The sequence below is a fragment of the Pararhizobium gei genome (assembly GCF_029223885.1).
GTDB lineage: Bacteria > Pseudomonadota > Alphaproteobacteria > Rhizobiales > Rhizobiaceae > Pararhizobium > Pararhizobium gei.
Window position 1 is genome coordinate 1931294 of the sequence record NZ_CP119409.1, and the last position, 26338, is coordinate 1957631.

Here is a 26338-nt window from a genome sequence, read left to right on the forward strand (position 1 = left end):
CGATAGGCTCATTCTTCAAAGGACATCGTTGTGAAAACTACCTTGGATATCCAATCCGAGTTGCATCGCCGTGGCTATTACAAAGGAAAGCTGGACGGCATTGCCGGGCCGCAGACGCGCTATGCCATCGAACAGTTCCAGTCTGCGAACGATCTGGTGCGTGATGGAAAAGTCGGGCCAAAGACTTTGGCGAAGCTGTTCCCGGCAGTGGCGGTTCCTTCGGACGAAGGCTTGACGACAAGCGCAGCGGGGCGGGCGGCAATCACACTTCGCGAGGATAACAGGCTGACAGCCTATCGCGATAGCGTCGGCGTCCTCACGATCGGCGTCGGTCACACCAGCGAGGCCGGGCCACCAACCGTCACGCCGGGCATGGTCATCACGGCGGCAGAGTCCGATGCCATCCTGTCACGGGATCTGAAGACATTCGAGAAGGCAGTGCTCGACGCGGTGAAAGTGCCGCTCTCCCAGCATGAATTCGACGCCCTCGTTTCGCTGGCATTCAATATCGGCGGCGGTGCCTTTTCGAAATCCACGCTCGTCAAAAAGCTGAATGCAGGCGACCGGGTAGGGGCGGCAGACGCGTTCATGTCTTGGGTAAAAGCCGGAGGCAAGACGGTGAAAGGCCTCGGTAATCGCCGCAAGTCGGAACGCCTGCAGTTCCTGGGCGACTGACCATGCCCACCATCCAAATCATCATCCTCTCTGTCCTCGGCATCATCATCGCCGGGGCAGGGTTCACAATTCTGTTTTCCTGAAAGGATCGACCATGAACAGCAATCTCTTTCACAACATCCTCAACCTGGTGGCCGGCATCATCGGCGTCCTGATCCTGACCGATTGGACCGCCCTTGGTTTCAGCACCACGACGGCGGCACAGATCGCCGCGGGAACGCTGATCGCTCAGAATGTCATCAAGCTGACGATCAATGTCACGCGCGACGGGCTGACGGGGCTCATCAAGGCCCAACCGCCTGTCAAGGAATGACATCGGACCAACCGATAAAGACGCATAGCATCGCATCGATATGAGAGACCGACAATGAGCAACAGGAGTACCGACATGGCCAACGGAACCTTCGATCCGGAAGCGAAGTATGCCCAGCTTGGGGAACGGGTCGATAATCAGGGCTCCCGCATTAGCAACCTCGAGACGGTCGTTTCGCGTGGCTTTGCCGAGGTAGGCTCTCAAATCCGGGGCCTCTCCGATGAATTTCGGGGGGGCCAGAAAACCCAGTGGCCTGTCATCTGGTCGGCGCTTGGCGTCTGCTTTGCCGTGTTTCTTGGTATTGGTGGCGCACTCTATTACCCTGTCAGGGAAACGATGGCGGAAACCAAGGCCGATATTCGCCTGATTACGGAGCGAGCTTTGTCTGTTGCTGCATTTCAGGACTTCAAATCGACCTATGAGAATAACCGGGTCGTCTCGCGAAACGAGTACATCGATAAGTTCGGTGCGGTGAATATCGCTATCGGCAAAATCAATGAACAGATGGTGCCACGCGCCGAACTGGAGCGCGCATGGACGTCTGAAGATCAACAGCGCGCCCAGATGCAAAAGCAGATCGATGAACTCAAGCAGGGGCAGGCATCCACCTACAGCGCTCGGGACGTGATTTTGGATCTGAGGGAAAGGCTTGATCGCGTCGAGCGACAGCGATTCGATGGCCCTCAACGATCGCAATGACCAATGTATATTCCACAGATTGCTACCGCAATTGCTTCATTAGTAGACAACCCTGAAGCCCACACCGACCACGTTTTGTTTATCATAAGATTAGTGAAATAGTTGAAACTCAATATCTCCTTGTATTCTGTCATTAATTTTGCACTCTTGAGTTGTTGTTAATTAGAGGAAAAATTTATGACTGATTTTGCGGATATTACAGGTGATATTGGTGTGGTTTCGTTTACTCCGACGGGTGGCGTTGCGACAACGGTGCAGGTTGGATTGGATAGAGCCGTTGGTGCCGTACAGCGCGTGCCATCTTTTGCTAACGCTAACACGACCTTCATTCCAGCAGATGTTCACCGTGTATTTGTTGAATATTATAGTCCGGTGTATAACGACGCTTCGACCCTAATAGGCGGAGCGCACTACAAAGAAGTCCCGACCGAGCCCACTCACGCCATGAAATTCCTGAATGGGGCCCGCTGGTTCGAAATTGACGAGGCGGAAATCTCGGTTGAAATGGCCGGCGCGAAGGCCAACGCGACAAGCGGTACTAACGCGACCCTGTGCGCTGACCGCATCCAAATCGCTTATGACGCTGCGGCAGTGATTGGCTCTAGGCTTTACATTCCGCCAAAGACCTTCGTAGTGCATTTGCTGCTTGCTAATCGCTCCGAAAACCCTGCCACGTATCGCATGTACGCTCTAATGTTCGGGCTTCCGAATGTTGAAGTATTTGGAGTGCAGGGGCGATCAACAATCAAGTGTTTCGAAACCCTAGGGCGTTATGGAACGGTGCAGCATTTTCGCCCACCATTGACGAACGGCACGGTTGAGTATTCTGGAGGATCTTGCCGGGGCATCACATTTGACGCCAATTGCGCGGACACTCTCACCTTCGTCGGCCATATGTCAAACAGCGGTTGGGAGGGCGCGAGGGACTACATTGTTGACTCATGCACCTTCCTGAACAGCGGTCACTATCACTGCGGATTCCAGAGCGGGGCCTATCAAAGCATCGTCATAAGCCGGTGCTTTTTCGAGAACTCTGCGAAAGACGCCATCGATTTCAAGAATAACATTCCCGCTGCGCTGCCGCCCGGCAATACTGAGCCTGAGCCGTTGCCCGGCTCAATATTCGGCATTTTCGTGTCGGAATGCACTTTCCGCAATTGCTGCCGCTCCGAAGATACCATCGCTAGCGCTATTGTGGACTTAATGGGTTTTGGCTGCATCGCGGAAAATTTATTCTTTGATGAGTTGCCCTCCGACCCCACATCTGAGTGGGCCTCAGTCGTGCGCTTTAAAGAAGGTCTAGATTCATCCCTAGGGCTGCACGGCGTAGGCGCTCAAGGTGGCCGCGCAACGAACATCATGGTGAAATTCACCGGAGGTGAAAAAGCACCGGCAGTCGCGCTTATCGAAGTCCGTGCGCCTTATTGCACGGTGACTGACTTGATGGTGTACGGCACTTGCCCCGCCGGAACGGTCGGTATCGAGTTCAGTCAGCCATTTGGTTTAGTTCGCGGCGGCAGGATAAAGGGGGCCGAAATAGGTGTTTATACCCGCCTCATCCGCAACGACGATGATTTGAACCCTTTTCCCGGTGGCGACGACGTAACAATTATGGACTTTGTTTTTGAAGGGTGCGCAACAGCGATTCTGGCAAATTTTTCGGCCGCGAAAATTCTCGCCAACCGATTTGTTGATTGCACGATAGGCATCGCGGGTACCGCAACGACTGCCAAGAATCACTTAATCATGGGAAACTCATATGACAGAGTGTTGACACCCTACAATCTCTCTTTTTTGTCGGGACACATGATCTTGAACGAAAAGGGGGTCCCGGGGCTTGCTACGTACTCTCTCAGCTTCGCACCAGATGGTGGGGTACAGACCGCCGCCCTTCTGGCAGCCCGGGACAGCGTGCGGCTGGGTATCGGTAATAACGGTGATCCGGCTAACGTAAGAGAAGTACTGCGTCTGCAAAGTGCTGCGTCCGCCGCATCGACTGTGAACTATCTCACGATTTTAGCAGGCGGTGCGAATGTCGGCCCGCATTTCCAAGCAGCCGGAGCAGACACGAACATTGATATTCAATTCTCACCAAAAGGAGCTGGATTGATGCGATTTGGCACTCTCTCCGCCAATGCTGACGCTCCCATCAACGGATACATCACCGTCAAAACTGCGGCGGGAACAACGATTAAACTCGCCACTATCGCTTGACGACTTTTTAAGTTCAATTCTGAGTTAGTGCAAAGTGCTATCAGCTGGCCTTGGCGTCCACCCACACAGTAGGACACAAGGCCAGCGCTTCTACTCATTCCGTTCGATGTACCCGTGTCTTAGCATCAAGTTCGACCCTGAGAGTGCGGATCATATCGGCAGCCACAAGCAGCCCGTGCGATACGACCTGATCGGGAACACCTGCCACTTCCTTTGCCAGCAATGCGATTTCCGAAAGCAGGCCTTTGTCACTCGGGCCGTCTGTCTTGCCTGATTGCTCTCGCAAATCCCGCACCGTCGCCACAGCCCGCTCAATCAACCGACGGCGTTCGAAGGGCGTGAGCTTCCTGACCTCATTGGCCGCACGGTAAAGTTCCGCAACGAAGTCTGTCGTGGCGCTCATTCCCTCTCCGGACATACTAATACCAACCGTCAGTGAGCATGACTCTGAAGGGGATTCCCAGCAGCCAACGAATCTGAATCTGTGATGCAAACTGGAGGTTTGTGATGGGTTCAGCGATTTCTTTGCGATCGGACTTCGACGGAGCCAGGTTGCGGCTTCTGGCTCGGCAGACACGCGATGCCGATCAGGCACGGCGGCTTCTGGCACTTGCATCGATCTATGATGGCGGCTCACGCGCCGATGCCGCCCGGCTTGGCAGTGTGACGGTTCAGATCGTGCGCGACTGGGTGGTGCGCTTCAATGAACGCGGTCCCGCCGGCCTTATCAACGGCAAGGCCCCGGGCAAACCTTCTCTCCTGAACGATGAACAGCGAACGGCTTTGGCGCAAGCCATAGAGCGCGGACCGACCCCGTATCTGGATGGAGTCGTTCGCTGGCGTCTGTGTGATCTGGCGCAATGGATTTGGGAAGAGTTCCGCATCTCGGTGAGCGAGGAGACCCTGGGCCGCGAAGTGCGTGCCATGGGCTATCGCAAGCTCTCGGCTCGCCCAAGACATCATGCGCAGGATGCCGAGGCGGCCGAGGCATTTAAAAAAACTTCCCCGCCGCTGTGGCAGAAATCGCCGCAGGTCCCGCCAAGGGCAAAGTAATCGAAATCTGGTTCCAGGACGAAGCCCGGATAGGCCAGAAGAACAAGATCACGCGTCGTTGGGCCAAGCGGGGCTCAAGGCCGTCCGCGCCGCACGACCAGCGAACCCGATCGGCCTATATCTTCGGTGCCATCTGTCCCAAGCACGGCAAGGCCGCCGCTCTCGTCATGCCGTGGTGCGACACCCATGCCATGAACCAGCACCTGATCGAGATATCCCGCAACGTCGCCGTTCATGCACACGCCGTCCTCATCATGGATCAGGCCGGATGGCACATGTCCAACAATCTCGTCGTTCCAGAAAACATCACCATCCTGCCACTGCCGCCCAAATCGCCCGAGTTGAACCCGGTCGAAAACATCTGGCAGTTCATGAGGGACAACTGGCTCTCAAACCGAGTCTTCAAATCCTACGAGGATATCGTCGACCACTGCTGCTACGCTTGGAGAACCCTCCAGCAACGACCATGGAAGATCATGTCAATCGGCCGACGCAAATGGGCGCAAGGGTTCTAATCAGTGACGGTTGGTATAAATCGTCTGCCCAAGTCTACCCAAACCGCGCTGCGGTTCAACTCCTCAGGCGCCGCCAGCTTCCGAATTGTCCGCTGGCAGGAACGAAGAACATTCTTCTCACTTTCGGTGCCAGCGGGGGTCGGAGCGCCGCTGTTCTCGACTACAATGCGGGTGACCGTCAGTGTTGGGCACCTGAAAATAGGCGTCTAACGCAAACGAAAAGAATCCTTCCTAAGGTTCATAATATTGATGTAGGCTTCCCGGATATTGGGAGGCTTATTGGACAATATTTCAGCAGACAGGTTTCAAAACGTAATAAGCCGCCGATGAACCCCGGCGGCTTTTTTCGTTTTGGTCACCCGACGGGCAATTTTGAAACGAAGAAGTCCCGCCATTTAATGATCCCGGCGTTCTTTATCCTGCCCGAGCCGCATAGCCCTGAGAACATCGGTTTTCCGTTTACGCTCCTTTTCGCGTGCTTCTTCGTGTTTAAGCGTTGCCGCTTTAGACGCTTCGAAATCACCTCTTGGGGACGATCCTCTAGGCCTGCGCTTTGCGTGTTCCTGATCGCTCATACCGCTTTCTCCATACTGTCGTAGAATTCCCGTTCCAACATCAACTCGTTGACCAACTCGCACAACCGCCGTTCATCAAATGGCTTGTTCAGCCACGCAACGCCGCCGAAGGATGCCGAAACACTTTCCTGAGAAGAGGCGGTGCAGATAATAATTGGAACACCTCGGGCCCGTAGAACCGCCATAACGTCGGAACAGTCGCCATCTTTCAACTGGAAGTCCAAAACAGCCAGGGACGGAATGTTGGACGTGAGCCACTTGATTGCGTCGCCCCGCGAGTGACAAGCCTCGACCTTGAACCCCGCTGTCTGGAGACTCTGCTCCACGTCGAGCGCGATAAACGGCTCGTCTTCCAGCACCAGTATCCTTCCCACACAAACAGGCACGGCATTCACCGCCATTTCCCGGGTGAGCGCGATGAAAAGATCTGGTCCACCGTAATCGGCCGACTTCGCCAGTCTGACCGCAATGCCAATGGCCATTTTTCCGTCATCGCCTGAAATCGCGCGTTGATGCTCCGCGCACCATCGGTGGACGGCGGCAACTACGGCGTCAGCTCGGGGCTCTTCAAGGTAAAGTAAATCTAAGAGAGACACTGTGCTCTGCTCCACTAATTGGGCAAGAGCGGATCGTCTCTCAAACAGTCACGGCCGGGGTCGAATGGGCGTAGTGGGACTGGTGTCGTTATAATACACCTCTGCAGGCATCTGACCATCAATTAATTTAATATCGATGTTGCTAAGTGCGGGGTGGGGCTTGGCAGGGGACCATCATTCCATCTCCGGCACTTCGCCATGCCGGCCTCAGCTTCAGATCCGGTCATCGGCGGCGCCAGGCAGTTCTCGCCCGATTTGCTCTATCAATGCCGTTACAACCTGATGTTTGGTGGAGATGCCCGCCTTATCTCTCGACATCAATAGCGCGGCATATCGCGTCTGCACCTCTTTGATGGTGATATTGCCAGCAATCCATTCCTCGATCCAACTCAAAAACGCCGGGTCGGTCTCTACGTGAAAGCCGTGCGCAATTTTGTGGTCAGCGGACCTTTGCCATCGTTCCCGTCGCGCATCCGGTGTCGTCATTTCAATTCCCAACCAAAAGACAGATATATCCTGCCTAAAGTCCGAATACGGGCGACGGTGCCAATAGGTTCCCCTCGTCGTCCTTGTCGAATGCTGCCAGAACGATCAGTTTTCCTTTAGCGCTCATCGTCCTCTTTGCCTCCTTTTACGATTGAGAAAGCCGGGGCAGTCGGTGTCTTCACGACTGTAAAAATCGACTGTAAGCATTCCTTGGCCCCATTAACAAAACGATCATCTTCTGCCAGAGGCGGTTCTCTCGATGTGCGAAACTCTTCAATCTTCTCCAGAGCCATTCCAAGGAATTTTATTTTGGTCTCGTCGTTAATCAGATCGGAAAGCATGCTGCAGGCGATCCGCTGTGCCAACACTTCACCCTCCAGCCGTTGCATGCGCTTTTGAAAATCGTCAATTAAGAAATTCACTGCGTCGATGGGATCAGTAAAGGACGGCATCTGCATCTTCCTTATCGCAATCGCGCTTGTGTCTTTTAGGTCCTGACGGCACAGTCTCATCTCTTGGAGTAGTTTCTCATTTCCCCGATCAAAGTCGAGACTTGCTGGAAGGTCATGTGATCCGCCGACCATACAACTTTGGAAGATTGGCGGGCAGATAAGGGCTTGTGAGTTTTCCCACTGAAAGTTTCCCATCCAGTCGTCTCGCCTGTATCCAGATCCATTACAGCGTCAATTGTGTAGTGCGGAGGTTCGATATCGGCATTGAGGCAAACGCGCACTTGGGCGTCACCAAGTGACCTTTCGCAGTCGTGGACTTGCGCCAGGACCAAGCGAACGTACTCCACTGGCAAAGTGTCCTTTAGGGTGCGCAACGTCGTGCCATTTGGGCGCCAGGCCATTTCCGTTTCCTGATTTCCCGCAAGCTTATAGGAAAGGTCGGTGCCGCGCGACAGGCAGGCTGTCAAAATTCAAACTGAGACAACACCCAAATCCGGGAGACAGGGTGAGGGAACCGTTTCGGGTTACTCAATATAATCAAGGGTGGTTTGGGGAGGCTAGGTGAGGGGTTTTCGAGATCGTCAAAAACGGCTGAAAGCCTTATGGCGCAAGGCATTGCGGCGAGTTTAGAAAGGGAGTATTTGGTGGGCGATGACGGACTCGAACCGCCGACATCCTCGGTGTAAACGAGGCGCTCTACCAACTGAGCTAATCGCCCTTCGCAAAGCAGGACGTAATGTCTGCCGCGTCGGTGGCCGTGATCTATGCGTATCGGTGAAAAACCGCAAGGGTGTTTCGCAAGTTTTTTTGCTTTTTTGCGCCGCGCTGGTCCGGCGCGTGGGGCGGGCGGAGACAGTGTCCTGTGGAAAAACAAGTGCCGGCGGAAAGTTGCACGGTGCCTTGCCCATGACGTGACGGGAGGCGAAGACCCGCTGGAAGGCGCGGTCTCCTGTTCCTGTGGAAACAATTCCACAGCTGTCATTGTTTTGTCTCCAAACCTGCTTGACACTAAAAGACGAACCCCGTAGTTAGCCGCTCATCGAAGCGGCAACACCGGTTCGATGAGGATGCGAAAGCATCCGGATCACTTGAAATGACTGCGGGTGTAGCTCAGTTGGTTAGAGTGCCGGCCTGTCACGCCGGAGGTCGCGGGTTCGAGCCCCGTCACTCGCGCCATTTCAAGACAGCAGATTTGCTTGGTCCGGATTTTTCCATGAAAATGCGCGGGTGTAGCTCAGTTGGTTAGAGTGCCGGCCTGTCACGCCGGAGGTCGCGGGTTCGAGCCCCGTCACTCGCGCCATTTTCACCAGGAACGACCTTCAAACGCTCAGGCGCCGATGGATTGTGACCGCACATAAATATGTGCCTCGATCGCTGCGGCGATGAGATCCAGGCGGGCCAGTTCGGCCGGCTGGCGTCCACGGAAACTTTCCAGGCAGGTCATGACCGCAAGCTTGTAGCAGGGCCCGCGTTTCTGCGGCCATTGATTGAGAAGCAGGTCCGCCGCTTCCCGGCTGCTGGAAATGCTCAGCACATCATATCGGCCATTCAGTTCGAGTTGAACGGTTTCAGGCCAGACAATATCGTCCATGGGTTCCTCCATACTGACGCAGATTGTAAATTTTCAAACTTGCGCGGCGATGATGCGCGAACTGACATCCGTGCAGATGCGACAGAAAGTGATCCATGCAAATCAGCGATAGCCGCTATGCATCCTGCGTGGGTCGGTGCTGCGAAAGGCCGGCCGGGATTGGTCGAGGATGCCTCGCGCCTGCCGGTCGGTTCGCGGCAGGCCTTGTAGCGCAGGGCTTTCGAGCAGTTCTCCCCTGGTACGGCTCTCACTTCCTGTGGGGTTTGACGGCTTTCCGTGAAGATGGTGGCCAGGCCGGGTGTCGCGGCAGGCAGCCTGTCCGGTGAAGTCGCGAGTGAAAACCGCTTTGAAGGCTTGCACCGCGGCGCTGGCTGCGCTAACCACGGTGGCGTTGCAACATATATTCGGCCTGTGATCCTTTGTTTTTCGCGCCCATCCAGCGCGCTCACAGGCAGGGACGGATACCATGACAGACCTTCTCGGCTCCTATATTCCGATCGCCATCTTCATCGGCATTTCGCTGGTCATCGGCCTCGCGCTGCTGATCGCGCCCTTTGCCGTGGCGTTCAAAGCGCCTGACGATGAAAAGCTTTCGGCCTATGAGTGCGGCTTCAATGCGTTCGACGATGCCCGCATGAAGTTCGACATCCGATTCTACCTTGTGTCGATCCTCTTCATCATCTTCGACCTTGAAGTGGCATTTCTGTTTCCCTGGGCTGTTTCATTCCGTGAAATGGGATGGTTCGGTTTCTGGTCGATGATGGCGTTTCTCGGCGTGCTCACCATCGGCTTTATCTATGAATGGAAAAAGGGAGCGCTGGAATGGAACTGACATCCGGCACGACTATGGTTGCTCAGAAGCCGAAGGGCATCATCGATCCTTCCACAGGCAAGCCGATCGGTAGCAACGACAAATATTTCGGCGAAATCAACAACGAGCTCGCCGACAAGGGTTTTCTGGTTACTTCCACGGACGAGCTGATCAACTGGGCCCGCACGGGCTCGCTGATGTGGATGACCTTCGGCTTGGCTTGTTGCGCTGTGGAGATGATGCAGATGTCCATGCCGCGCTATGATGCCGAACGATTCGGCTTTGCGCCCCGTGCGTCACCGCGCCAGTCCGACGTCATGATCGTCGCCGGTACGCTGACCAACAAGATGGCGCCTGCCTTGCGCAAGGTCTATGACCAGATGCCCGAGCCGCGCTACGTCATCTCGATGGGTTCCTGCGCCAATGGCGGCGGTTACTATCATTATTCCTATTCGGTGGTGCGTGGCTGCGACCGCGTCGTGCCTGTGGATATCTATGTGCCGGGCTGTCCTCCCACGGCAGAGGCTCTCCTTTACGGGGTGCTCCTGCTGCAGAAGAAGATCCGCCGCACAGGCACGATCGAACGGTAAGGGCAGGGGATCTGAACATGAGTGAAGCCCTGAACGGACTGGCGGCCTATATCCGCGAAACGCGTGGCGCGCTGATTTCCGACGCGACGATCGCATTCGGTGATCTGACGCTGAACGCCACGCCTGCCAATCTGATCGAACTGCTGACCTTTTTGCGCGATGATGCGCGCTGCGGTTTCATCAGCTTTATCGACATCTGTGGTGTCGACTGGCCGCAGCGCCCGGAACGGTTCGACGTTGTCTACCATCTCCTGTCGCCCAAGCAGAACCTGCGAATCCGGGTGAAGATTGTCATCGGCGAAGACCAGCCCGTGCCATCAGCATGCGACGTCTATCCGGGAGCCGACTGGTTCGAGCGGGAAGCCTACGACATGTACGGCATCCTCTTCACCGGCCATCCGGATTTGCGCCGCATTTTGACCGACTACGGTTTTGAAGGCTATCCTTTGCGCAAGGACTTCCCGACAACCGGTTATGTCGAGGTTCGCTATAACGACGAGGCCAAGCGGGTTGTCTATGAGCCGGTGGCGCTGAAACAGGAATTCCGCAACTTTGATTTTATGTCACCCTGGGAGGGAACGGATTACGTTCTGCCAGGGGATGAGAAAGCAAACGCGAAGTGACATGGAAGGCCACGGGCTTGCATCGATGCGAGTTTGCCAGGCTTGGAGCAGGCGCCAATGAACGAACATAACGTCCGGAATTTTAATATCAATTTCGGTCCACAGCATCCGGCAGCGCACGGCGTGCTGCGTCTCGTACTGGAACTCGACGGTGAAATCGTCGAACGGGTGGACCCTCATATCGGACTGTTGCATCGCGGCACAGAGAAGCTGATAGAGACAAAGACGTATCTGCAGGCGGTGCCTTATTTCGATCGGCTGGATTATGTCGCGCCGATGAATCAGGAGCATGCCTTCGCACTGGCAGTTGAAAAATTGACCGGAACCGAGGTTCCGATCCGCGGCCAGCTGATCCGCGTGCTCTATTCCGAAATCGGGCGCATCCTGTCGCATCTGCTCAACGTGACGACCCAGGCCATGGATGTGGGCGCGCTCACGCCGCCGCTTTGGGGGTTCGAAGAGCGCGAGAAGTTGATGGTGTTCTACGAACGCGCATCCGGCTCGCGTATGCATGCCGCCTATTTCCGGCCGGGCGGCGTTCACCAGGATCTGCCGAGCGAACTGGTCGAGGATATCGGCAAATGGATCGATCCGTTTCTCAAGACCGTCGATGACATCGATGAGCTTCTGACGGAAAATCGCATCTTCAAGCAGCGCAATGTCGATATCGGCGTGGTGACGCTGGCCGATGCCTGGGCATGGGGTTTCTCCGGCGTCATGGTGCGCGGCTCCGGCGCTGCCTGGGATCTGCGTAAATCGCAGCCTTATGAATGTTACGCCGACATGGATTTCGATATTCCGATCGGCAAGAACGGCGATTGTTACGACCGTTACGTGATCCGCATGATCGAAATGCGCGAATCGGCAAAGATCATGCGCCAATGCGTCGATCGCCTGCTGGACGACGCCAAGATCGGGCCGCACTCGTCGCTCGACGGCAAGGTGGTTCCGCCGAAGCGTGGCGAGATGAAGCGCTCGATGGAGGCGCTGATTCACCACTTCAAGCTCTACACTGAAGGCTATCATGTGCCGGAGGGCGAGGTTTACGCCGCTGTGGAAGCACCCAAAGGTGAATTCGGCGTCTATGTCGTGTCCGACGGAACCAACAAGCCTTACCGGTGCAAGATCAGGGCGCCGGGTTACGCCCATCTGCAGGCCATGGATTATATCTGTCGCGGGCACCAGCTGGCCGATGTTTCAGCCATTCTCGGTTCGCTGGACATCGTCTTCGGCGAGGTGGATCGCTGATGCTCGAACGCTCCGTCGCTGCCCGTCGTTTCGTTATCCAGACGCTGGACCGCCTGATGGCGCAGTCGTCGTCCGGCGCCTCGTTTTCCGCCGCGGCCGATCGCCGCGATCTACATTCCTCCGGTGTCGACCTGCTGTTCAGCAGCATGCGAACCGGCTCGAAAAACTGAATAAGGTGCGGGAAGAATGTCCGTTCGTCGACTAGCCGAGGAAAATGTCCAGCCGCAGCGCTTTGCCTTTAACGAGGGCAATGCCAGTTGGGCGCAGGCAACGATCAATAAATATCCCAAAGGCCGCGAGCAGTCCGCGGTTATTCCGCTGTTGATGCGGGCGCAGGAGCAGGACGGCTGGGTCACCAAGGCGGCGATCGAAAGCATTGCCGACATGCTGAGCATGCCGTATATCCGCGTGCTGGAGGTTGCGACCTTCTACACGCAGTTCCAGCTGAAACCGGTTGGCACCCGCGCCCATGTGCAGGTCTGCGGAACCACGCCTTGCATGCTGCGCGGCTCCGAGGAACTGATCAGCCTCTGCAAGCAGCGCATCCATTCACAGCCGCTGACGCCCAATGCGGCAGGCACGCTGTCCTGGGAAGAGGTCGAGTGTCAGGGCGCCTGCGTCAATGCACCGATGGTCATGATCTTCAAGGATACGTTCGAGGATCTGACGGTAGAGCGGCTCGAACAGATTATCGACAGCTTCGAAGCAGGCAAGGGTGTGGACATCGTGCCAGGCCCGCAGATCGAGCGTGTGTTTTCGGCGCCAATCGGCGGCTTGACGACATTGACGGAAGAGCCGAAGCCGCAGCGCAACCAGGTGACGGAAGCGCCGGTACCGGTTGCAGAGGCAGATGGCGCAAGCGTTCCGCCGACCAATGCCGGTCGTGCGAAACCGGATGCGCCCGAAGCCGATCCGACCGTCAAAACGCCTGTGACGGCCAAGGGCGAGGCGGCAGCCAACACGAAGAAGACCGGCGCGGAAACCAAGGATGCAGGACCGGTCGATACGCCGGAGGGCGGCCCGAAGACGGACCTGACGGCGGGCGCGAAGACGCCGTCACCGGAGACGAAATAAAGACGAAGGTCGGAGCTTCGGGGAGCGGTTCCCTGTGCAGATGCTCTGGCCAGTGGCTGTGAAGCCGGGTACATCATGGTCTTTGGGCGCGAAGCGCGCGAAGGCTGACGGACTGATACAGGACTGACCCGTTCAAGATCGGGTTTACATTCTCGAAGAACCGGCGGAATAAGCCATGCTAGACGATAAAGATCGCATTTTTACCAACATCTACGGCATCCATGACAAGTCGCTGAAAGGCGCCATGGGCCGTGGCCATTGGGACGGGACGAAGCAGATCCTGGAAAAGGGACGCGACTGGATCATCAACGAGATGAAGGCGTCCGGTCTGCGCGGTCGCGGCGGCGCCGGCTTCCCGACAGGCCTCAAATGGTCCTTCATGCCGAAGGAAAGCGACGGTCGGCCGCATTATCTGGTGGTCAATGCCGACGAGTCCGAGCCCGGCACCTGCAAGGACCGCGACATTATGCGCCACGATCCGCATACGCTGATCGAAGGCTGTGTGATTGCAAGCTTTGCGATGGGCGCACATGCCGCCTATATTTACGTTCGCGGCGAATATATCCGCGAGCGCGAAGCGCTGCAGGCCGCGATCGACGAATGCTATGATGCAGGCCTTCTTGGGGTCGGCAACAAGCTTGGCTGGGACATGGATATTTACGTCCACCACGGCGCCGGCGCATATATCTGCGGCGAGGAAACAGCGCTGCTCGAAAGCCTCGAAGGCAAGAAGGGCCAGCCGCGTCTGAAGCCGCCATTCCCGGCGAATATGGGCCTCTACGGTTGCCCGACGACGGTCAACAATGTCGAGTCGATTGCGGTGGCCCCGACGATCCTCCGGCGTGGCGCAGGCTGGTTTTCGGCTATCGGCCGGCCAAACAACGTCGGGACCAAGCTCTTCATGGTCTCCGGCCATGTCAACAAGCCTTGCACGGTCGAGGAAGCCATGGGAATCCCGTTCCGCGAATTGATCGAGCGCCACTGCGGCGGTGTGCGCGGCGGCTGGGATAATCTGCTGGCGGTCATTCCGGGCGGATCCTCCTGTCCTGTGGTCAAGGGCGAGCACATCCTCGATGCGCCGATGGATTTCGACGGCATGCGGGACGTGAAATCATCCTTCGGAACGGCGGCTGTCATCGTCATGGATCGCTCGACCGATATCATCAAGGCGATCTGGCGTCTGGCGGCCTTCTACAAACATGAGAGCTGCGGCCAGTGCACACCATGCCGCGAGGGCACGGGCTGGATGATGCGCGTCATGGAGCGCATGGTGCAGGGCAGGGCGCAGAAGCGCGAGATCGACATGTTGTTCGACGTGAGCAAGCAGGTCGAGGGGCATACGATCTGCGCGCTCGGCGATGCGGCGGCCTGGCCCATACAGGGCCTCATCCGCAACTTCCGTCCGGAAATGGAAAAGCGTATCGACGATTATACGCGCAACGCGACAACGCATGGGGCAGTCCTGCAAGCAGCGGAGTGAGAGACATGGCAACGCCGGAAAAGGAAGCGGGCAAAGGAGCAGGGGCAGGTCATGCCGATCCTTTGGCTGACGCCCCGGCCGGTGGAGGCGCGTCGGGAACGAATCCTTTCGGGATGTCGGAGTGGCTGAGAACCATGCCGAACGGGCAAATCCATCCGCTGATGCAACATCCGGTGGCGGCCATGGCGGCGGCGACCGCGATCGGTCTGGACATTACCGGCCGGATCGCCGGCTTCATGCTCGAGGCTATGCAGGGTTTGTCGCGGCCGCAGCAAAAGGCCGATGAGGCCGAGGACGGACATCTATCCGGCGAAGTTTCTGAAACCGTTGAGGAAACAAAGCCTGTTCAGGTTTTAGAGGCTGAAAAGGCTTCCGAACCCGCGGCGGAACTGGTCGAAGCTGCTCCTGTGCCGGCTTATGTTGTAAAGACCGAAAAGCCGGTGCGCGGTAAGGCGACAACGAGAACGGCGGGCTCGAAGAAACCGAAAGTCGACGATTTGAAAAAGATCGGCGGCATCGGCCCCAAGCTCGAGCAGGTGCTGAATGGCAAGGGGGTAAGGTCCTACCGGGACATCGCAGCCTGGACTGAAGCTGATGTTCAGCGGTTTGACGGCGAACTCGGTTTCGGCGGGCGGATCGTCCGGGACAACTGGGTCGAGCAGGCGAAAGTCCTGCTGAAGGGCTGAAAGTGAGTTTCGAGCGGGGACCCGGCGGTTCTCGTTCAACAGGTGAGCGTGCCTTTATAATATCTGTTTGCCGCTTTGGCTGGCGAATGAACGACAGGATTGAGTACGAAGATGGCAAAGCTGAAAGTCGACGGAAAAGAGATCGAGGTCCCGGACCATTTCACGCTGCTGCAGGCATGCGAGGAAGCCGGCGCCGAGGTTCCGCGCTTCTGTTTCCACGAGCGGCTTTCGGTCGCGGGAAACTGCCGCATGTGTCTGATCGAGGTGAAGGGCGGGCCGCCGAAGCCGGCAGCGTCCTGCGCCATGGGCGTGCGCGACCTGCGTCCCGGCCCGAACGGCGAGACCCCTGAAGTCTTCACGACAACGCCGATGGTCAAGAAGGCGCGCGAAGGCGTCATGGAGTTCCTTCTGATCAACCATCCGCTCGATTGTCCGATCTGCGACCAGGGCGGCGAATGCGACCTGCAGGACCAGGCCATGGCCTTCGGTGTCGATTCGACCCGCTATAACGAGAACAAGCGCGCCGTCGAGGACAAATATATCGGCCCGCTGGTCAAGACGGTGATGAACCGCTGCATCCACTGCACGCGCTGCGTTCGCTTTACCACCGAGGTCGCCGGCATCGCCGAACTCGGCCTGATCGGTCGCGGAGAAGACGCCGAGATTACGACCTATCTCGAACAGGCCATGACCTCAGAGCTTCAGGGCAATGTCGTCGATCTCTGCCCCGTTGGCGCCTTGACCTCCAAGCCCTACGCCTTCCATGCCCGTCCCTGGGAACTTGGCAAGACCGAATCGATCGATGTGATGGACGCTGTGGGATCGGCGATCCGCGTCGATACGCGCGGTCGCGAAGTCATGCGCGTCATGCCGCGCGTCAATGAGGAAATCAACGAAGAGTGGATCTCCGACAAGACCCGCTTTATCTGGGATGGCCTGAAGACCCAGCGGCTCGATCGTCCCTATGTCAAGAAGGACGGCCGGCTGCAGCCGGCCAGTTGGAACGAAGCCTTCGCGGCCATCAAGGCTGCGGTTTCGCGGACGAGCGGCGACCGGATCGGCGCTATTGCCGGCGATCTCGCTTCTGTCGAGGAAATCTACGCGCTGAAGGAATTGATGCTGTCGCTCGGTTCGGCGAACATCGATTGCCGTCAGGATGGTGCAGCGCTCGATCCCGCCCTCGGCCGTTCCAGCTACATTTTCAACCCGACGATCCAGGGCATCGAAAATGCCGATGCGCTGTTAATCATCGGCTCGAACCCGCGCTTCGAGGCATCTGTTCTCAACGCCCGCATCCGCAAGCGTTTCCGGATGGCCAAATTCCCGATCGGCGTCATCGGGGAGCAGACGGAACTGCGTTACACCTATGACTATATCGGGGCGGGCACCGACTCGCTCGCCGAACTGGTTGCGGGCCGCGGCGCGTTCCTGGATGTGCTCACCAAGGCCGAACGTCCGATGATCATCATCGGGCAGGGGGCCATCTCCGGCGGGACCGGCGCCTCCGTGCTCGCCGCCGCTGCAAAGCTTGCCGACGCTGTTGGTGCCGTAACTGCAGACTGGAACGGCTTTGCCGTTCTGCACACGGCGGCCTCGCGCGTCGGCGGCCTCGATCTCGGCTTCGTGCCGGGCGAGGGGGGCAGAACCGCGGCGGAAATGCTGACTGCGATGGATGTGCTTTTCCTGCTCGGTGCCGACGAGATGGATTTCTCAGTCAAGACCGCAGGCTTCACCGTCTATATCGGCTCGCATGGCGACGAAGGCGCGCATGGCGCGGACGTCATCCTGCCGGCTGCGACCTACACGGAAAAGTCGGGCACCTGGGTCAATACCGAAGGCCGGGTTCAGATGGGCAACCGGGCCGGCTTCGCTCCAGGCGATGCGCGGGAGGACTGGGCGATCCTGCGGGCGCTTTCGGATGTGCTTGGCAAGCGCCTGCCGTTCGATTCGCTGACGCAATTGCGCGCCAAACTCTACGCAGCCTATCCGCATTTCGCGGAAATCGACGCCATTGCGCCGGGCGTAAGCGGTGAAATTGCCGCACTTGCACAAAAAGCCGGTGAGATGGGCAAATCGGTATTTGCGTCGCCGGTCAAAGACTTCTATTTGACGAACCCGATAGCACGCGCATCTGCGGTCATGGCCGAATGTTCAGCCTTGGCACGCAACAACTTCAAAGCTGCGGCGGAATGAGCGCGAAGGAATAAGACGACAATGGACGCTTTCGTTTCGACCTATGTCTGGCCAACAGCCATCATGATCGGCCAGTCGCTGCTGCTGCTGGTCGCGCTCCTGATATTCATCGCATATATCCTGCTGGCCGACCGCAAGGTCTGGGCGGCGGTGCAACTGCGGCGTGGACCGAATGTGGTAGGCCCCTGGGGACTTTTCCAGTCCTTCGCCGATCTGTTGAAATTCGTGTTCAAGGAGCCTGTCATTCCGGCTGGCGCCAACAAGGGCCTGTTCCTGCTGGCGCCGCTGGTGTCCGTCACGCTGGCTCTGGCTGCATGGGCCGTCATCCCGCTGAATGCAAACTGGGTCATGGCGAACATCAATGTCGGCATCCTCTATGTCTTTGCCATATCTTCACTCGAAGTTTATGGCGTCATCATGGGCGGCTGGGCGTCGAACTCGAAATACCCCTTTCTGAGCGCCCTTCGCTCGGCCGCCCAGATGGTGTCCTACGAAGTCTCGATCGGTTTCGTTATCGTCACCGTGCTGCTCTGTGCCGGGTCGCTGAACCTGACCGATATCGTCAACTCGCAGCGCGACGGTCTCGGCACAATGGTGGGTCTGCCTGGTTCCTTCCTAGACTGGTACTGGCTGCCGCTGTTTCCGATGTTCATCATCTTCTTCATCTCGGCGCTGGCGGAGACCAACCGTCCGCCCTTCGATCTGGTCGAAGCGGAATCGGAACTGGTTGCCGGCTTCATGGTCGAGTATGGCTCTACCCCCTATATGATGTTCATGCTCGGGGAATATGCGGCCATCTGCCTGATGTGCGCGCTGACGACGATCCTGTTTCTCGGCGGCTGGCTGCCGCCGGTCGATGTCTGGTTCCTGAACTGGGTTCCCGGCATCATATGGTTCGTTCTGAAAGCATCGATGGTGTTCTTCATGTTCGCCATGGTAAAGGCCTTCGTGCCGCGCTACCGCTACGACCAGTTGATGCGACTTGGGTGGAAGGTTTTTCTGCCGCTGTCGCTCGCCATGGTCTTCATTGTTGCAGTCACGTTGAAGCTGGTTGTATGGGCCTGATGTCCGTACGCCGTTTCACAAAATTCGCCGGCGCCTTCCAGGCCGGCATGTTTGGAGGTTGATGATGGCCAGTCTGTCGCAAGCCGTCAGTTCACTGTTCCTCAAGGAATTCTTTGGCGCGTTTCTTCTATCGATGCGCTATTTCTTCGCGCCCAAGGCGACACTGAACTATCCCTTTGAGAAGGGGCCGATCAGCCCGCGTTTTCGCGGCGAGCATGCGCTGCGCCGTTACCCGAACGGCGAAGAACGTTGCATCGCCTGCAAGCTGTGCGAGGCGATCTGTCCTGCCCAGGCGATCACCATCGAGGCAGGCCCGCGCCGCAACGACGGCACCCGCCGCACGGTCCGCTACGACATCGATATGGTAAAGTGCATCTATTGCGGGTTTTGCCAGGAAGCCTGTCCGGTGGACGCGATTGTCGAGGGGCCCAACTTCGAATTCGCCACGGAAACGCGTGAAGAGCTCTACTACGACAAGGACCGGCTGCTTTCGAACGGCGACCGCTGGGAGCGGGAAATTGCCCGCAACATCGCAATCGACTCGCCGTATCGCTAAGGCGTTGGAAAGACTGCGCCAGCCGTGATGGGCCGGGGCAAACACTGATTAAGGCGCGACCGGCACCCCGGGGCGCCGACGGCAGGAATGGCGCAACGCTCTCCTTGCCGGGGGATGACGAAAAGGCACCGATCATGGGTCTGCAGGCTCTTTTTTTCTATCTGTTTTCATTCGTCGCGATCGCGTCGGCGTTTATGGTCATTTCGGCGCGCAACCCGGTGTATTCCGTGCTGTTCCTGATCCTGACCTTCTTCAATGCCGCCGGCTTGTTTCTTCTCACCGGCGCCGAATTTCTGGCGATGATCCTTCTCGTCGTCTATATCGGCGCGGTGGCAGTTCTCTTCCTGTTCGTCGTCATGATGCTCGACATCGATTTCACCCAGTTGCGCTCCGGCGTGCTGGAATATGCGCCTGTCGGAGCCTTGATCGGTCTGATCCTCGCGGCGGAACTGATCGTCGTCGTCGGCGGATCGACGCTGTCGCCGGAAATCGCCAAAACGATCTCGATGCCAATTCCCGCGATTGCCGACCGGACCAACACCGCGGCACTCGGGGATGTGCTCTACACGCACTATGTATACTTCTTCCAGATCGCCGGCCTCGTCCTGCTGGTCGCCATGATCGGCGCCATCGTGCTGACGCTGCGGCATCGTGAAAATATCAAGCGCCAGGATATCAGCCAACAGGTTGCCCGTTCGCCGAAGACCGCTGTCGAAGTGGTCAAGGTGAAGTCGGGGCAGGGCCTTTAAGACGGACGGGTTCAAGGAACAATCATCATGGAAATCGGTATTTCCCACTATCTGACCGTCAGCGCCATCCTGTTTACGCTCGGCGTCTTCGGCATCTTCCTCAACCGGAAGAACGTCATCATCATCCTGATGTCGGTCGAGCTTATCCTGCTTGCTGTGAACATCAACATGGTCGCCTTCTCGTCGTTCCTTGGCGACATCACCGGTCAGGTGTTTGCGCTTTTCATTCTGACTGTCGCCGCTGCGGAAGCCGCCATCGGTCTTGCAATTCTCGTTGTCTTCTACCGAAACCGCGGCTCGATCGCGGTTGAAGACATCAACATGATGAAGGGCTGAGCGGGCAATGAACACGCTTATTCAAGCCATTGTTTTCCTGCCGCTGATCGGCTTCCTGATCGTCGGCCTGTTCGGCACCTCGATCGGCGCCAAGGCGTCGGAATATGTCACCACCGGCTTCATGATCATCGTCGCCATCCTGTCCTGGATTGTCTTCTTCAATATTGCGCTCGGCGAGACGGAGATGGTCAAGGTCACCGTCATGCGCTGGATCCAGTCCGGCAGCTTCGATGCGGAATGGGCCTTCAGGGTCGATACGCTGACAGCTGTGATGTTCGTGGTCGTCAATACGGTATCCTGCCTCGTTCACCTCTACTCGATCGGCTACATGCACCACGATCCGCATCGGCCGCGCTTCTTTGCCTATCTCTCGCTCTTCACCTTCGCCATGCTGATGCTGGTGACGTCGGATAACCTGCTGCAGATGTTCTTCGGCTGGGAAGGCGTCGGTCTCGCCTCCTATCTGCTGATCGGCTTCTGGTACAAGAAGCCGTCGGCCTCGGCTGCCGCGATGAAAGCGTTCATCGTCAACCGCGTCGGCGACTTCGGCTTCGCGCTCGGCATCTTTGGCGTTTTCGTGCTGTTCGGTTCCATCAGCTTCGAGACGATCTTTGCTGCCGCGGCAAGCTATCTGCCGGCTGAGGGCGCTGCCGAAGGCGGGGAAGCGGTCATCAATCTGTTCGGCATGCATCTCGACAAGGCGGACGCGATTACCGGCATCTGCCTGCTGCTCTTCATGGGCGCCATGGGCAAGTCGGCGCAGTTTCTGCTGCACACCTGGCTGCCGGACGCCATGGAAGGCCCGACGCCCGTGTCGGCGCTGATCCATGCCGCGACAATGGTCACCGCCGGCGTGTTCCTCGTCGCCCGCATGTCGCCGCTGTTCGAATTGTCGCCGACCGCCTTGACCGTCGTTACCCTGGTCGGCGCCATCACGGCCTTCTTTGCAGCCACCGTCGGTCTCGTCCAGAACGACATCAAGCGCGTCATCGCCTATTCGACTTGCTCCCAGCTCGGCTACATGTTCGTGGCGCTCGGCGTCGGTGCCTACGGCGCTGCCATTTTCCACCTCTTCACGCATGCCTTCTTCAAGGCGCTGCTGTTCCTATGCGCCGGCTCGGTCATCCACGCCGTCGATGGCGAGCAGGACATGCGCCACATGGGCGGTCTGCGGCCGCACATCAAGGTGACGTACTGGATGATGATGATTGGAACGCTCGCCATCACCGGCGTCGGCATTCCCTTCAGCGGCATCGGTTTTGCCGGCTTCATCTCCAAGGACGTGATCATCGAAGCGGCCTATGCGTCGCACTCGCCACTGTCCGGCTTTGCCTTCACCATGCTGGTTGTTGGCGCCTGCTTCACGAGCTTCTATTCGTGGCGCCTCATCTTCATGACGTTCTACGGCAAGCCGCGGGCCTCCCACGAGGTCATGCACCATGTGCATGAATCGCCGCAGGTCATGCTTGTGCCGCTCTACATCCTCGCCTTTGGCGCAGTCGTTGCCGGCATGGTATTCGAAGGCTATTTCTATGGCCACCACTATGCCGAATTCTGGCAGGGGGCGCTCTTCACTTCTGCAGAGAACGAACTGCTGGAGGAATTCCATCACGTTCCGGTCATGGTGGCGTTGAGCCCGTTCATCGCTATGGTTCTGGGTTTTGCCACAGCCTGGTATATGTATATCCGCTCGCCAGAGACCCCGAAATATCTGGCTGAGCAGCATCGCGGCCTCTACCAGTTCCTGCTGAACAAATGGTACTTCGACGAGCTGTACGACTTCCTGTTCGTCCGTCCGGCCAAACGCATCGGCACTTTCCTCTGGAAGGAAGGCGACGGCCGCGTCATTGACGGCTATGGCCCCAACGGCATCGCCGCCCGCGTCATGGATGTGACCGACCGCGTCGTTCGCCTGCAGACCGGCTACCTCTACCACTACGCCTTCGTCATGCTGATCGGCATCGCGGCGCTTATTACCTGGATGATGCTCGGGAGTTCCTTCTGATGACCGATTGGCCCATTCTTTCCGCGGTCACCTTCCTGCCGCTGGCCGGTGTCGTCCTCCTGCTTTTGACGCGGGAAGACAGCGCTGCCGGCCGCCGCAACATCCTCAATATCTCCCTTCTGACAACGATCGTCACCTTCATCGTGTCGCTCTGGGTCTGGTGGAATTTCGACTACGCCAATCCGGGCTTCCAGATGGTGGAAAAACACGCCTGGCTCGGAACAGGGATCTCCTATCATCTCGGTGTGGACGGTATCTCCATCCTCTTCGTCGTGCTGTCGGCTTTCCTGATGCCGTTCTGCATCGCCGCAAGCTGGTTGACGATCGAGAAGCGCCTGAAACAGTACATGATCTGTTTCCTGCTTCTGGAAATCTTCATGATCGGCGTCTTCGTGTCGCTCGATATCGTGCTGTTCTATGTCTTTTTCGAAGCCGGCCTCATTCCGATGTTCATCATCATCGGCGTCTGGGGCGGCAAGGACCGGGTCTACGCATCCTACAAGTTCTTCCTCTACACGCTTCTCGGCTCGGTCCTGATGCTGCTCGCCATCATGGCGATGTACTGGCAGGCCGGTACGACGGACATTCCGGAACTTCTGGCCTATAATTTCCCGCACCAGATGCAGACCTGGCTGTGGCTAGCCTTCTTCGCCTCTTTTGCGGTGAAGATGCCCATGTGGCCGGTCCACACCTGGCTTCCGGACGCACACGTGCAGGCGCCGACGGCTGGTTCCGTCATTCTGGCGGGTGTTCTGCTGAAGCTCGGCGGCTACGGCTTCCTGCGTTTCTCGCTCGCCATGTTCCCGCTCGCGTCGGACTATTTCGCGCCCTTCGTCTTCACACTGTCGGTGGTCGCCATCATCTACACATCGCTGGTGGCGATGATGCAGACCGACATCAAGAAGCTGATCGCCTATTCATCGGTGGCCCATATGGGCTATGTCACGATGGGGATCTTTGCCGCCAATACGCAAGGCGTGCAGGGGGCGATCTTCCAGATGCTGTCGCACGGCATCGTCTCCGGCGCGCTGTTCCTTTGCGTCGGCGTTGTCTACGACCGGACCCATACCCGCGAGATCAGCGCCTATGGCGGCCTTGTGAGCAACATGCCGAAATATGCGGTCATCTTCATGGTGCTGACCATGGCCAATGTCGGACTGCCCGGAACGTCTGGTTTCGTTGGTGAAATCACCACGCTGCTGGGCGCCTTCCGCGCCAATACCTGGGTCGCCTTCTTTGCGACAACCGGTGTGATCCTGTCGGCCTGCTATGCGCTCTGGCTCTATCGCCGGGTCATTTTCGGCACGCTCGACAAGGAAAACCTGAAATCTCTTCTTGACCTCTCCGGCCGGGAAAAGGCGCTTCTTTATCCGCTTGTCGTGCTGACTATCTTCTTCGGCGTGTATCCGGCGCCGGTGTTCGATGTGACGGCAGCCTCGGTGGATGTGCTTGTGAACAATTATACTGCTGCTCTGCAGGCCGCGCAGAACGTTGCGCTTTTGCCGAAATGACGACGGGACGGAATTGAGATGACCACTGAAACATTCCTTCTGAGCCTGCACCTGTCGATGCCGGAGCTGATTCTTGCGATCGGCGCCATGGCTCTCCTGATGGTCGGCGTCTTCACAGGCGAAAAGTCCTTCGGGCTGGTCACCGGTCTTGCCGTGGCGGTGCTCGTAATTTCCGGCGGCTGGCTTGTCTTGCAGACTGGCGACGGGCAGGCCTATGGCGGCGTTTTCGTCTCGGACCCTTTTGCAAAATTCATGAAAGTGCTGACGCTTGCGGGCTCCGGCGTCGCTTTGGCCATGTCGTTCGGCGAAGCGCGGGCGTCGGGTATCGACCGGTTCGAATTTCCGGTGCTGGTGCTTCTGGCGACGCTCGGCATGCTGCTGATGATCTCGGCAAACGATCTCATCTCGGTCTATCTCGCGCTTGAGCTTCAGTCTCTCGCACTTTACGTCGTTGCCGCCATGAACCGCGACAATGTCCGCTCGACCGAGGCAGGGCTTAAATATTTCGTTCTCGGCGCCCTGTCGTCCGGCATGCTGCTCTACGGTATGTCGCTGGTCTACGGCTTTACCGGCCATACCGGCTTCCAGGCCATCGCAACCGCCTTGTCGGCGGAAGGCCGCTCACTGGGACTGGTCTTCGGCCTGGTCTTCATCCTTGCCGGCGTTGCCTTCAAAATCTCGGCGGTTCCCTTTCACATGTGGACGCCAGACGTTTACGAAGGCGCCCCGACTCCTGTGACGGCATTCTTTGCCGCTGCGCCGAAAATTGCGGCCATGGCAATGCTCATTCGCGTCGTCATCACGCCTTTCGAGCCGATCGTTGCGGATTGGCGCCAGATCGTCGTCTTCGTGTCGATAGCGTCCATGCTTCTCGGCTCCTTTGCGGCCATCGGCCAGCGCAACATCAAACGGCTGATGGCCTATTCGTCGATCGGTCACATGGGCTATGCGCTGGTCGGTCTCGCCAGCGGTTCGATGGCCGGCGTACGCGGCGTGCTGATCTACATGCTTGTCTACATGGTGATGACGCTTGGCACCTTTGCCTGCATTATGGCGATGAAGCGCAAGGACGGCGAACATGTTGAAAGTGTCGACGATCTGGCCGGCCTGTCCCAGACCAACCCTTTCATGGCGACGGTGCTCACGGTCCTGATGTTCTCACTTGCCGGCATCCCGCCACTCGCCGGTTTCTTCGCCAAGTATTTCGTGTTCATGGCCGCCATCGAGGCGCAACTCTATGCGCTCGCCATCATCGGTGTCCTCTCCTCGGTCGTGGGCGCCTATTACTATCTGCGTGTCATCAAGCTGATGTGGTTCGACGAAGCCAAAAGCGATTTCGCCCGGCCGTCCGGCATGTTGCGGCTGGTTTACGGTCTTTCCGGCCTGTTCATTACTGCCTACGTGCTGATCGGTGGACCAATCGGAACCGCGGCCGAAGTTGCCGCGCGGACCTTCTTTTGATCAGCCGGGCACGGCGTGGTGGAATTTCGCTCGATGATTTCCGCCACACGGCTCTCGGCGACGTCGGCTCGACAAACACCGAATGTCTGCTTCGGGCAAGAGCCGGTGACGAGGGACTGCACTGGATAACAGCCTTGCGGCAGATCGAGGGGCGCGGTCGCCGCGGTCGTGCCTGGACTTCCGAGCCGGGCAATCTCTACGCATCCTTGCTTTTGATCGATCCCGCTCCGCTTGCCAAGCTGCATTCGCTGCCCTTGGCCGTCGCTGTCGCGCTTCATCAGGCCGTTCAGGAGGTCATGCCGCTGGCATCGAACCCGGTCACGATCAAATGGCCTAACGATATTCTGATCGGCGGCAAGAAATGCTCTGGGATTCTGCTGGAGGGCGAAACATTGCCGGGCGGCCAGCAAGCGCTGGTGATCGGTTGCGGCGTCAACATTGCGCATGCGCCCGACCACGCGCTATACCCCGTTACCTGCCTTCACGCAGAAGGCGCCAGCGTTTCGACGGACGAGTTTTTTGCCCGCTTCTTTAAGACGATGGGCGAGGCATTAAATGACTGGGACAGGGGTGAAGGTGTGAGCAGCATCATCGCCCAATGGCGTGCCGCGGCGGGTGGCATCGGCCAGAAAATCACGGTCAACCTGCAGGACCGCTCGCTTTCCGGGCGGTTCGAGGGCATAGATGAAGACGGCCGGCTGGTCCTCGATACGGGGTCAGACACTGTACACCGCATTGCCGCCGGCGATGTGTTTTTTGGATGAGACAAGGCGCAAGCAAC

The 26338-nt window shown here is 57.8% G+C and carries 28 protein-coding genes and 3 tRNA genes; 25 read left to right on the top strand and 6 right to left on the bottom strand.

Annotated features, from left to right (window positions below; all coding sequences use genetic code 11):
• Positions 1 to 30: 30 nt before the first annotated feature.
• From PY308_RS09435 to PY308_RS09450, 4 genes are all read left to right on the top strand, one after another.
• Positions 31 to 675, top strand: coding sequence for a glycoside hydrolase family protein (locus tag PY308_RS09435; protein WP_275790580.1), 645 nt, complete (start codon positions 31 to 33; stop codon positions 673 to 675).
• Between the two features lie 94 nt (positions 676 to 769).
• Positions 770 to 988, top strand: coding sequence for a hypothetical protein (locus PY308_RS09440; protein ID WP_275790582.1), 219 nt, complete (start codon positions 770 to 772; stop codon positions 986 to 988).
• A 75-nt stretch (positions 989 to 1063) separates the two neighbouring features.
• Positions 1064 to 1687: a hypothetical protein gene (locus PY308_RS09445; protein WP_275790584.1), complete on the top strand. Its 624-nt coding sequence runs from the start codon at positions 1064 to 1066 to the stop codon at positions 1685 to 1687.
• Positions 1688 to 1864: 177 nt separating this feature from the next.
• On the top strand, positions 1865 to 3901 hold the full coding sequence (locus tag PY308_RS09450; RefSeq protein ID WP_275790586.1) for a hypothetical protein: 2037 nt from the start codon (positions 1865 to 1867) through the stop codon (positions 3899 to 3901).
• Positions 3902 to 3995: 94 nt separating this feature from the next.
• Here PY308_RS09450 and PY308_RS09455 read toward each other — a convergent pair whose 3' ends face one another.
• Positions 3996 to 4304, bottom strand: a complete 309-nt coding sequence (locus PY308_RS09455) for a hypothetical protein (RefSeq protein ID WP_275790588.1) — start codon at positions 4302 to 4304, stop codon at positions 3996 to 3998.
• Between the two features lie 104 nt (positions 4305 to 4408).
• Between PY308_RS09455 and PY308_RS09460 the strand changes: the two genes are divergently transcribed.
• A protein-coding gene (locus tag PY308_RS09460) for an IS630 family transposase (protein ID WP_275782665.1) occupies positions 4409 to 5469 on the top strand; the annotation gives its coding sequence in 2 pieces (ribosomal slippage) (positions 4409 to 4901 and positions 4901 to 5469; 1062 coding nt in all).
• Positions 5421 to 6068: a hypothetical protein gene (locus tag PY308_RS09465; protein ID WP_275790590.1), complete on the top strand. Its 648-nt coding sequence runs from the start codon at positions 5421 to 5423 to the stop codon at positions 6066 to 6068. The genes PY308_RS09460 and PY308_RS09465 overlap by 49 nt, the downstream gene beginning before the upstream one ends.
• On the opposite strand, the gene PY308_RS09470 is transcribed toward PY308_RS09465, so the two are convergent.
• The 4 genes from PY308_RS09470 to PY308_RS09485 form a co-directional block, all read right to left on the bottom strand.
• Positions 6041 to 6526 (bottom strand): response regulator, encoded by a 486-nt coding sequence (locus PY308_RS09470; protein WP_275790592.1) that lies wholly within the window; start codon positions 6524 to 6526, stop codon positions 6041 to 6043. The genes PY308_RS09465 and PY308_RS09470 overlap by 28 nt on opposite strands.
• Before the next feature lie 327 nt (positions 6527 to 6853).
• On the bottom strand, positions 6854 to 7126 hold the full coding sequence (locus PY308_RS09475; protein WP_275790594.1) for a hypothetical protein: 273 nt from the start codon (positions 7124 to 7126) through the stop codon (positions 6854 to 6856).
• A 116-nt stretch (positions 7127 to 7242) separates the two neighbouring features.
• Positions 7243 to 7773, bottom strand: a complete 531-nt coding sequence (locus PY308_RS09480; RefSeq protein ID WP_275790596.1) for a hypothetical protein — start codon at positions 7771 to 7773, stop codon at positions 7243 to 7245.
• Between the two features lie 447 nt (positions 7774 to 8220).
• Positions 8221 to 8296 (bottom strand) — tRNA-Val (locus PY308_RS09485).
• Positions 8297 to 8677: 381 nt separating this feature from the next.
• On the opposite strand from PY308_RS09485, the gene PY308_RS09490 reads away from it, so the two are divergent.
• Positions 8678 to 8754 (top strand) — tRNA-Asp (locus tag PY308_RS09490).
• A 47-nt stretch (positions 8755 to 8801) separates the two neighbouring features.
• Positions 8802 to 8878: transfer RNA gene (locus PY308_RS09495), tRNA-Asp, on the top strand.
• Between the two features lie 27 nt (positions 8879 to 8905).
• Here PY308_RS09495 and PY308_RS09500 read toward each other — a convergent pair.
• On the bottom strand, positions 8906 to 9169 hold the full coding sequence (locus PY308_RS09500; protein WP_275790598.1) for a DUF982 domain-containing protein: 264 nt from the start codon (positions 9167 to 9169) through the stop codon (positions 8906 to 8908).
• 466 nt (positions 9170 to 9635) lie between these two features.
• On the opposite strand from PY308_RS09500, the gene PY308_RS09505 reads away from it, so the two are divergent.
• The 17 genes from PY308_RS09505 (at position 9636) to PY308_RS09585 (ending at position 26321) form a co-directional block, all read left to right on the top strand.
• Positions 9636 to 10001 (top strand): NADH-quinone oxidoreductase subunit A, encoded by a 366-nt coding sequence (locus PY308_RS09505; RefSeq protein WP_275790600.1) that lies wholly within the window; start codon positions 9636 to 9638, stop codon positions 9999 to 10001.
• Positions 9992 to 10570 (top strand): NuoB/complex I 20 kDa subunit family protein, encoded by a 579-nt coding sequence (locus PY308_RS09510; RefSeq protein WP_275790602.1) that lies wholly within the window; start codon positions 9992 to 9994, stop codon positions 10568 to 10570. Before PY308_RS09505 ends, PY308_RS09510 begins: the two co-directional genes overlap by 10 nt.
• Positions 10571 to 10587: 17 nt before the next feature.
• Positions 10588 to 11193, top strand: a complete 606-nt coding sequence (locus PY308_RS09515) for an NADH-quinone oxidoreductase subunit C (protein ID WP_275790604.1) — start codon at positions 10588 to 10590, stop codon at positions 11191 to 11193.
• A 57-nt stretch (positions 11194 to 11250) separates the two neighbouring features.
• On the top strand, positions 11251 to 12441 hold the full coding sequence (locus tag PY308_RS09520) for an NADH-quinone oxidoreductase subunit D (RefSeq protein WP_275790605.1): 1191 nt from the start codon (positions 11251 to 11253) through the stop codon (positions 12439 to 12441).
• Positions 12441 to 12611 carry a hypothetical protein gene (locus tag PY308_RS09525; RefSeq protein WP_275790607.1) on the top strand — a complete coding sequence of 57 codons (171 nt, stop codon included), beginning with the start codon at positions 12441 to 12443 and terminating at the stop codon, positions 12609 to 12611. The genes PY308_RS09520 and PY308_RS09525 overlap by 1 nt, the downstream gene beginning before the upstream one ends.
• Positions 12612 to 12627: 16 nt before the next feature.
• A complete protein-coding gene (gene nuoE / locus PY308_RS09530) occupies positions 12628 to 13515 on the top strand; it encodes an NADH-quinone oxidoreductase subunit NuoE (protein WP_434064220.1) in 888 nt (295 codons plus the stop codon).
• Positions 13516 to 13690: 175 nt separating this feature from the next.
• On the top strand, positions 13691 to 14995 hold the full coding sequence (gene nuoF / locus PY308_RS09535) for an NADH-quinone oxidoreductase subunit NuoF (RefSeq protein WP_275790609.1): 1305 nt from the start codon (positions 13691 to 13693) through the stop codon (positions 14993 to 14995).
• 5 nt (positions 14996 to 15000) lie between these two features.
• Entirely contained in the window at positions 15001 to 15681 is a 681-nt protein-coding gene (locus tag PY308_RS09540) for a helix-hairpin-helix domain-containing protein (protein ID WP_275790611.1), read from the top strand.
• A gap of 111 nt (positions 15682 to 15792) precedes the next feature.
• Positions 15793 to 17874 (top strand): NADH-quinone oxidoreductase subunit NuoG, encoded by a 2082-nt coding sequence (gene nuoG, locus PY308_RS09545; RefSeq protein ID WP_275790612.1) that lies wholly within the window; start codon positions 15793 to 15795, stop codon positions 17872 to 17874.
• A gap of 21 nt (positions 17875 to 17895) precedes the next feature.
• Positions 17896 to 18939, top strand: a complete 1044-nt coding sequence (nuoH, locus tag PY308_RS09550; RefSeq protein WP_275790613.1) for an NADH-quinone oxidoreductase subunit NuoH — start codon at positions 17896 to 17898, stop codon at positions 18937 to 18939.
• A 64-nt stretch (positions 18940 to 19003) separates the two neighbouring features.
• Entirely contained in the window at positions 19004 to 19495 is a 492-nt protein-coding gene (gene nuoI, locus PY308_RS09555) for an NADH-quinone oxidoreductase subunit NuoI (protein WP_275791072.1), read from the top strand.
• A gap of 134 nt (positions 19496 to 19629) precedes the next feature.
• Entirely contained in the window at positions 19630 to 20244 is a 615-nt protein-coding gene (locus PY308_RS09560; protein ID WP_275790615.1) for an NADH-quinone oxidoreductase subunit J, read from the top strand.
• A 27-nt stretch (positions 20245 to 20271) separates the two neighbouring features.
• The gene (gene nuoK, locus PY308_RS09565; RefSeq protein ID WP_275790617.1) at positions 20272 to 20580 is read left to right on the top strand and encodes an NADH-quinone oxidoreductase subunit NuoK; all 309 of its coding nucleotides are present in this window, start codon (positions 20272 to 20274) and stop codon (positions 20578 to 20580) included.
• A 7-nt stretch (positions 20581 to 20587) separates the two neighbouring features.
• A complete protein-coding gene (gene nuoL / locus PY308_RS09570; RefSeq protein WP_275790619.1) occupies positions 20588 to 22585 on the top strand; it encodes an NADH-quinone oxidoreductase subunit L in 1998 nt (665 codons plus the stop codon).
• A complete protein-coding gene (locus PY308_RS09575) occupies positions 22585 to 24096 on the top strand; it encodes an NADH-quinone oxidoreductase subunit M (protein WP_275790620.1) in 1512 nt (503 codons plus the stop codon). Before nuoL ends, PY308_RS09575 begins: the two co-directional genes overlap by 1 nt.
• A gap of 18 nt (positions 24097 to 24114) precedes the next feature.
• Positions 24115 to 25557 (top strand): NADH-quinone oxidoreductase subunit NuoN, encoded by a 1443-nt coding sequence (nuoN, locus tag PY308_RS09580; protein WP_275790622.1) that lies wholly within the window; start codon positions 24115 to 24117, stop codon positions 25555 to 25557.
• Positions 25557 to 26321 carry a biotin--[acetyl-CoA-carboxylase] ligase gene (locus tag PY308_RS09585; RefSeq protein WP_434064251.1) on the top strand — a complete coding sequence of 255 codons (765 nt, stop codon included), beginning with the start codon at positions 25557 to 25559 and terminating at the stop codon, positions 26319 to 26321. Before nuoN ends, PY308_RS09585 begins: the two co-directional genes overlap by 1 nt.
• Positions 26322 to 26338: the final 17 nt, after the last annotated feature.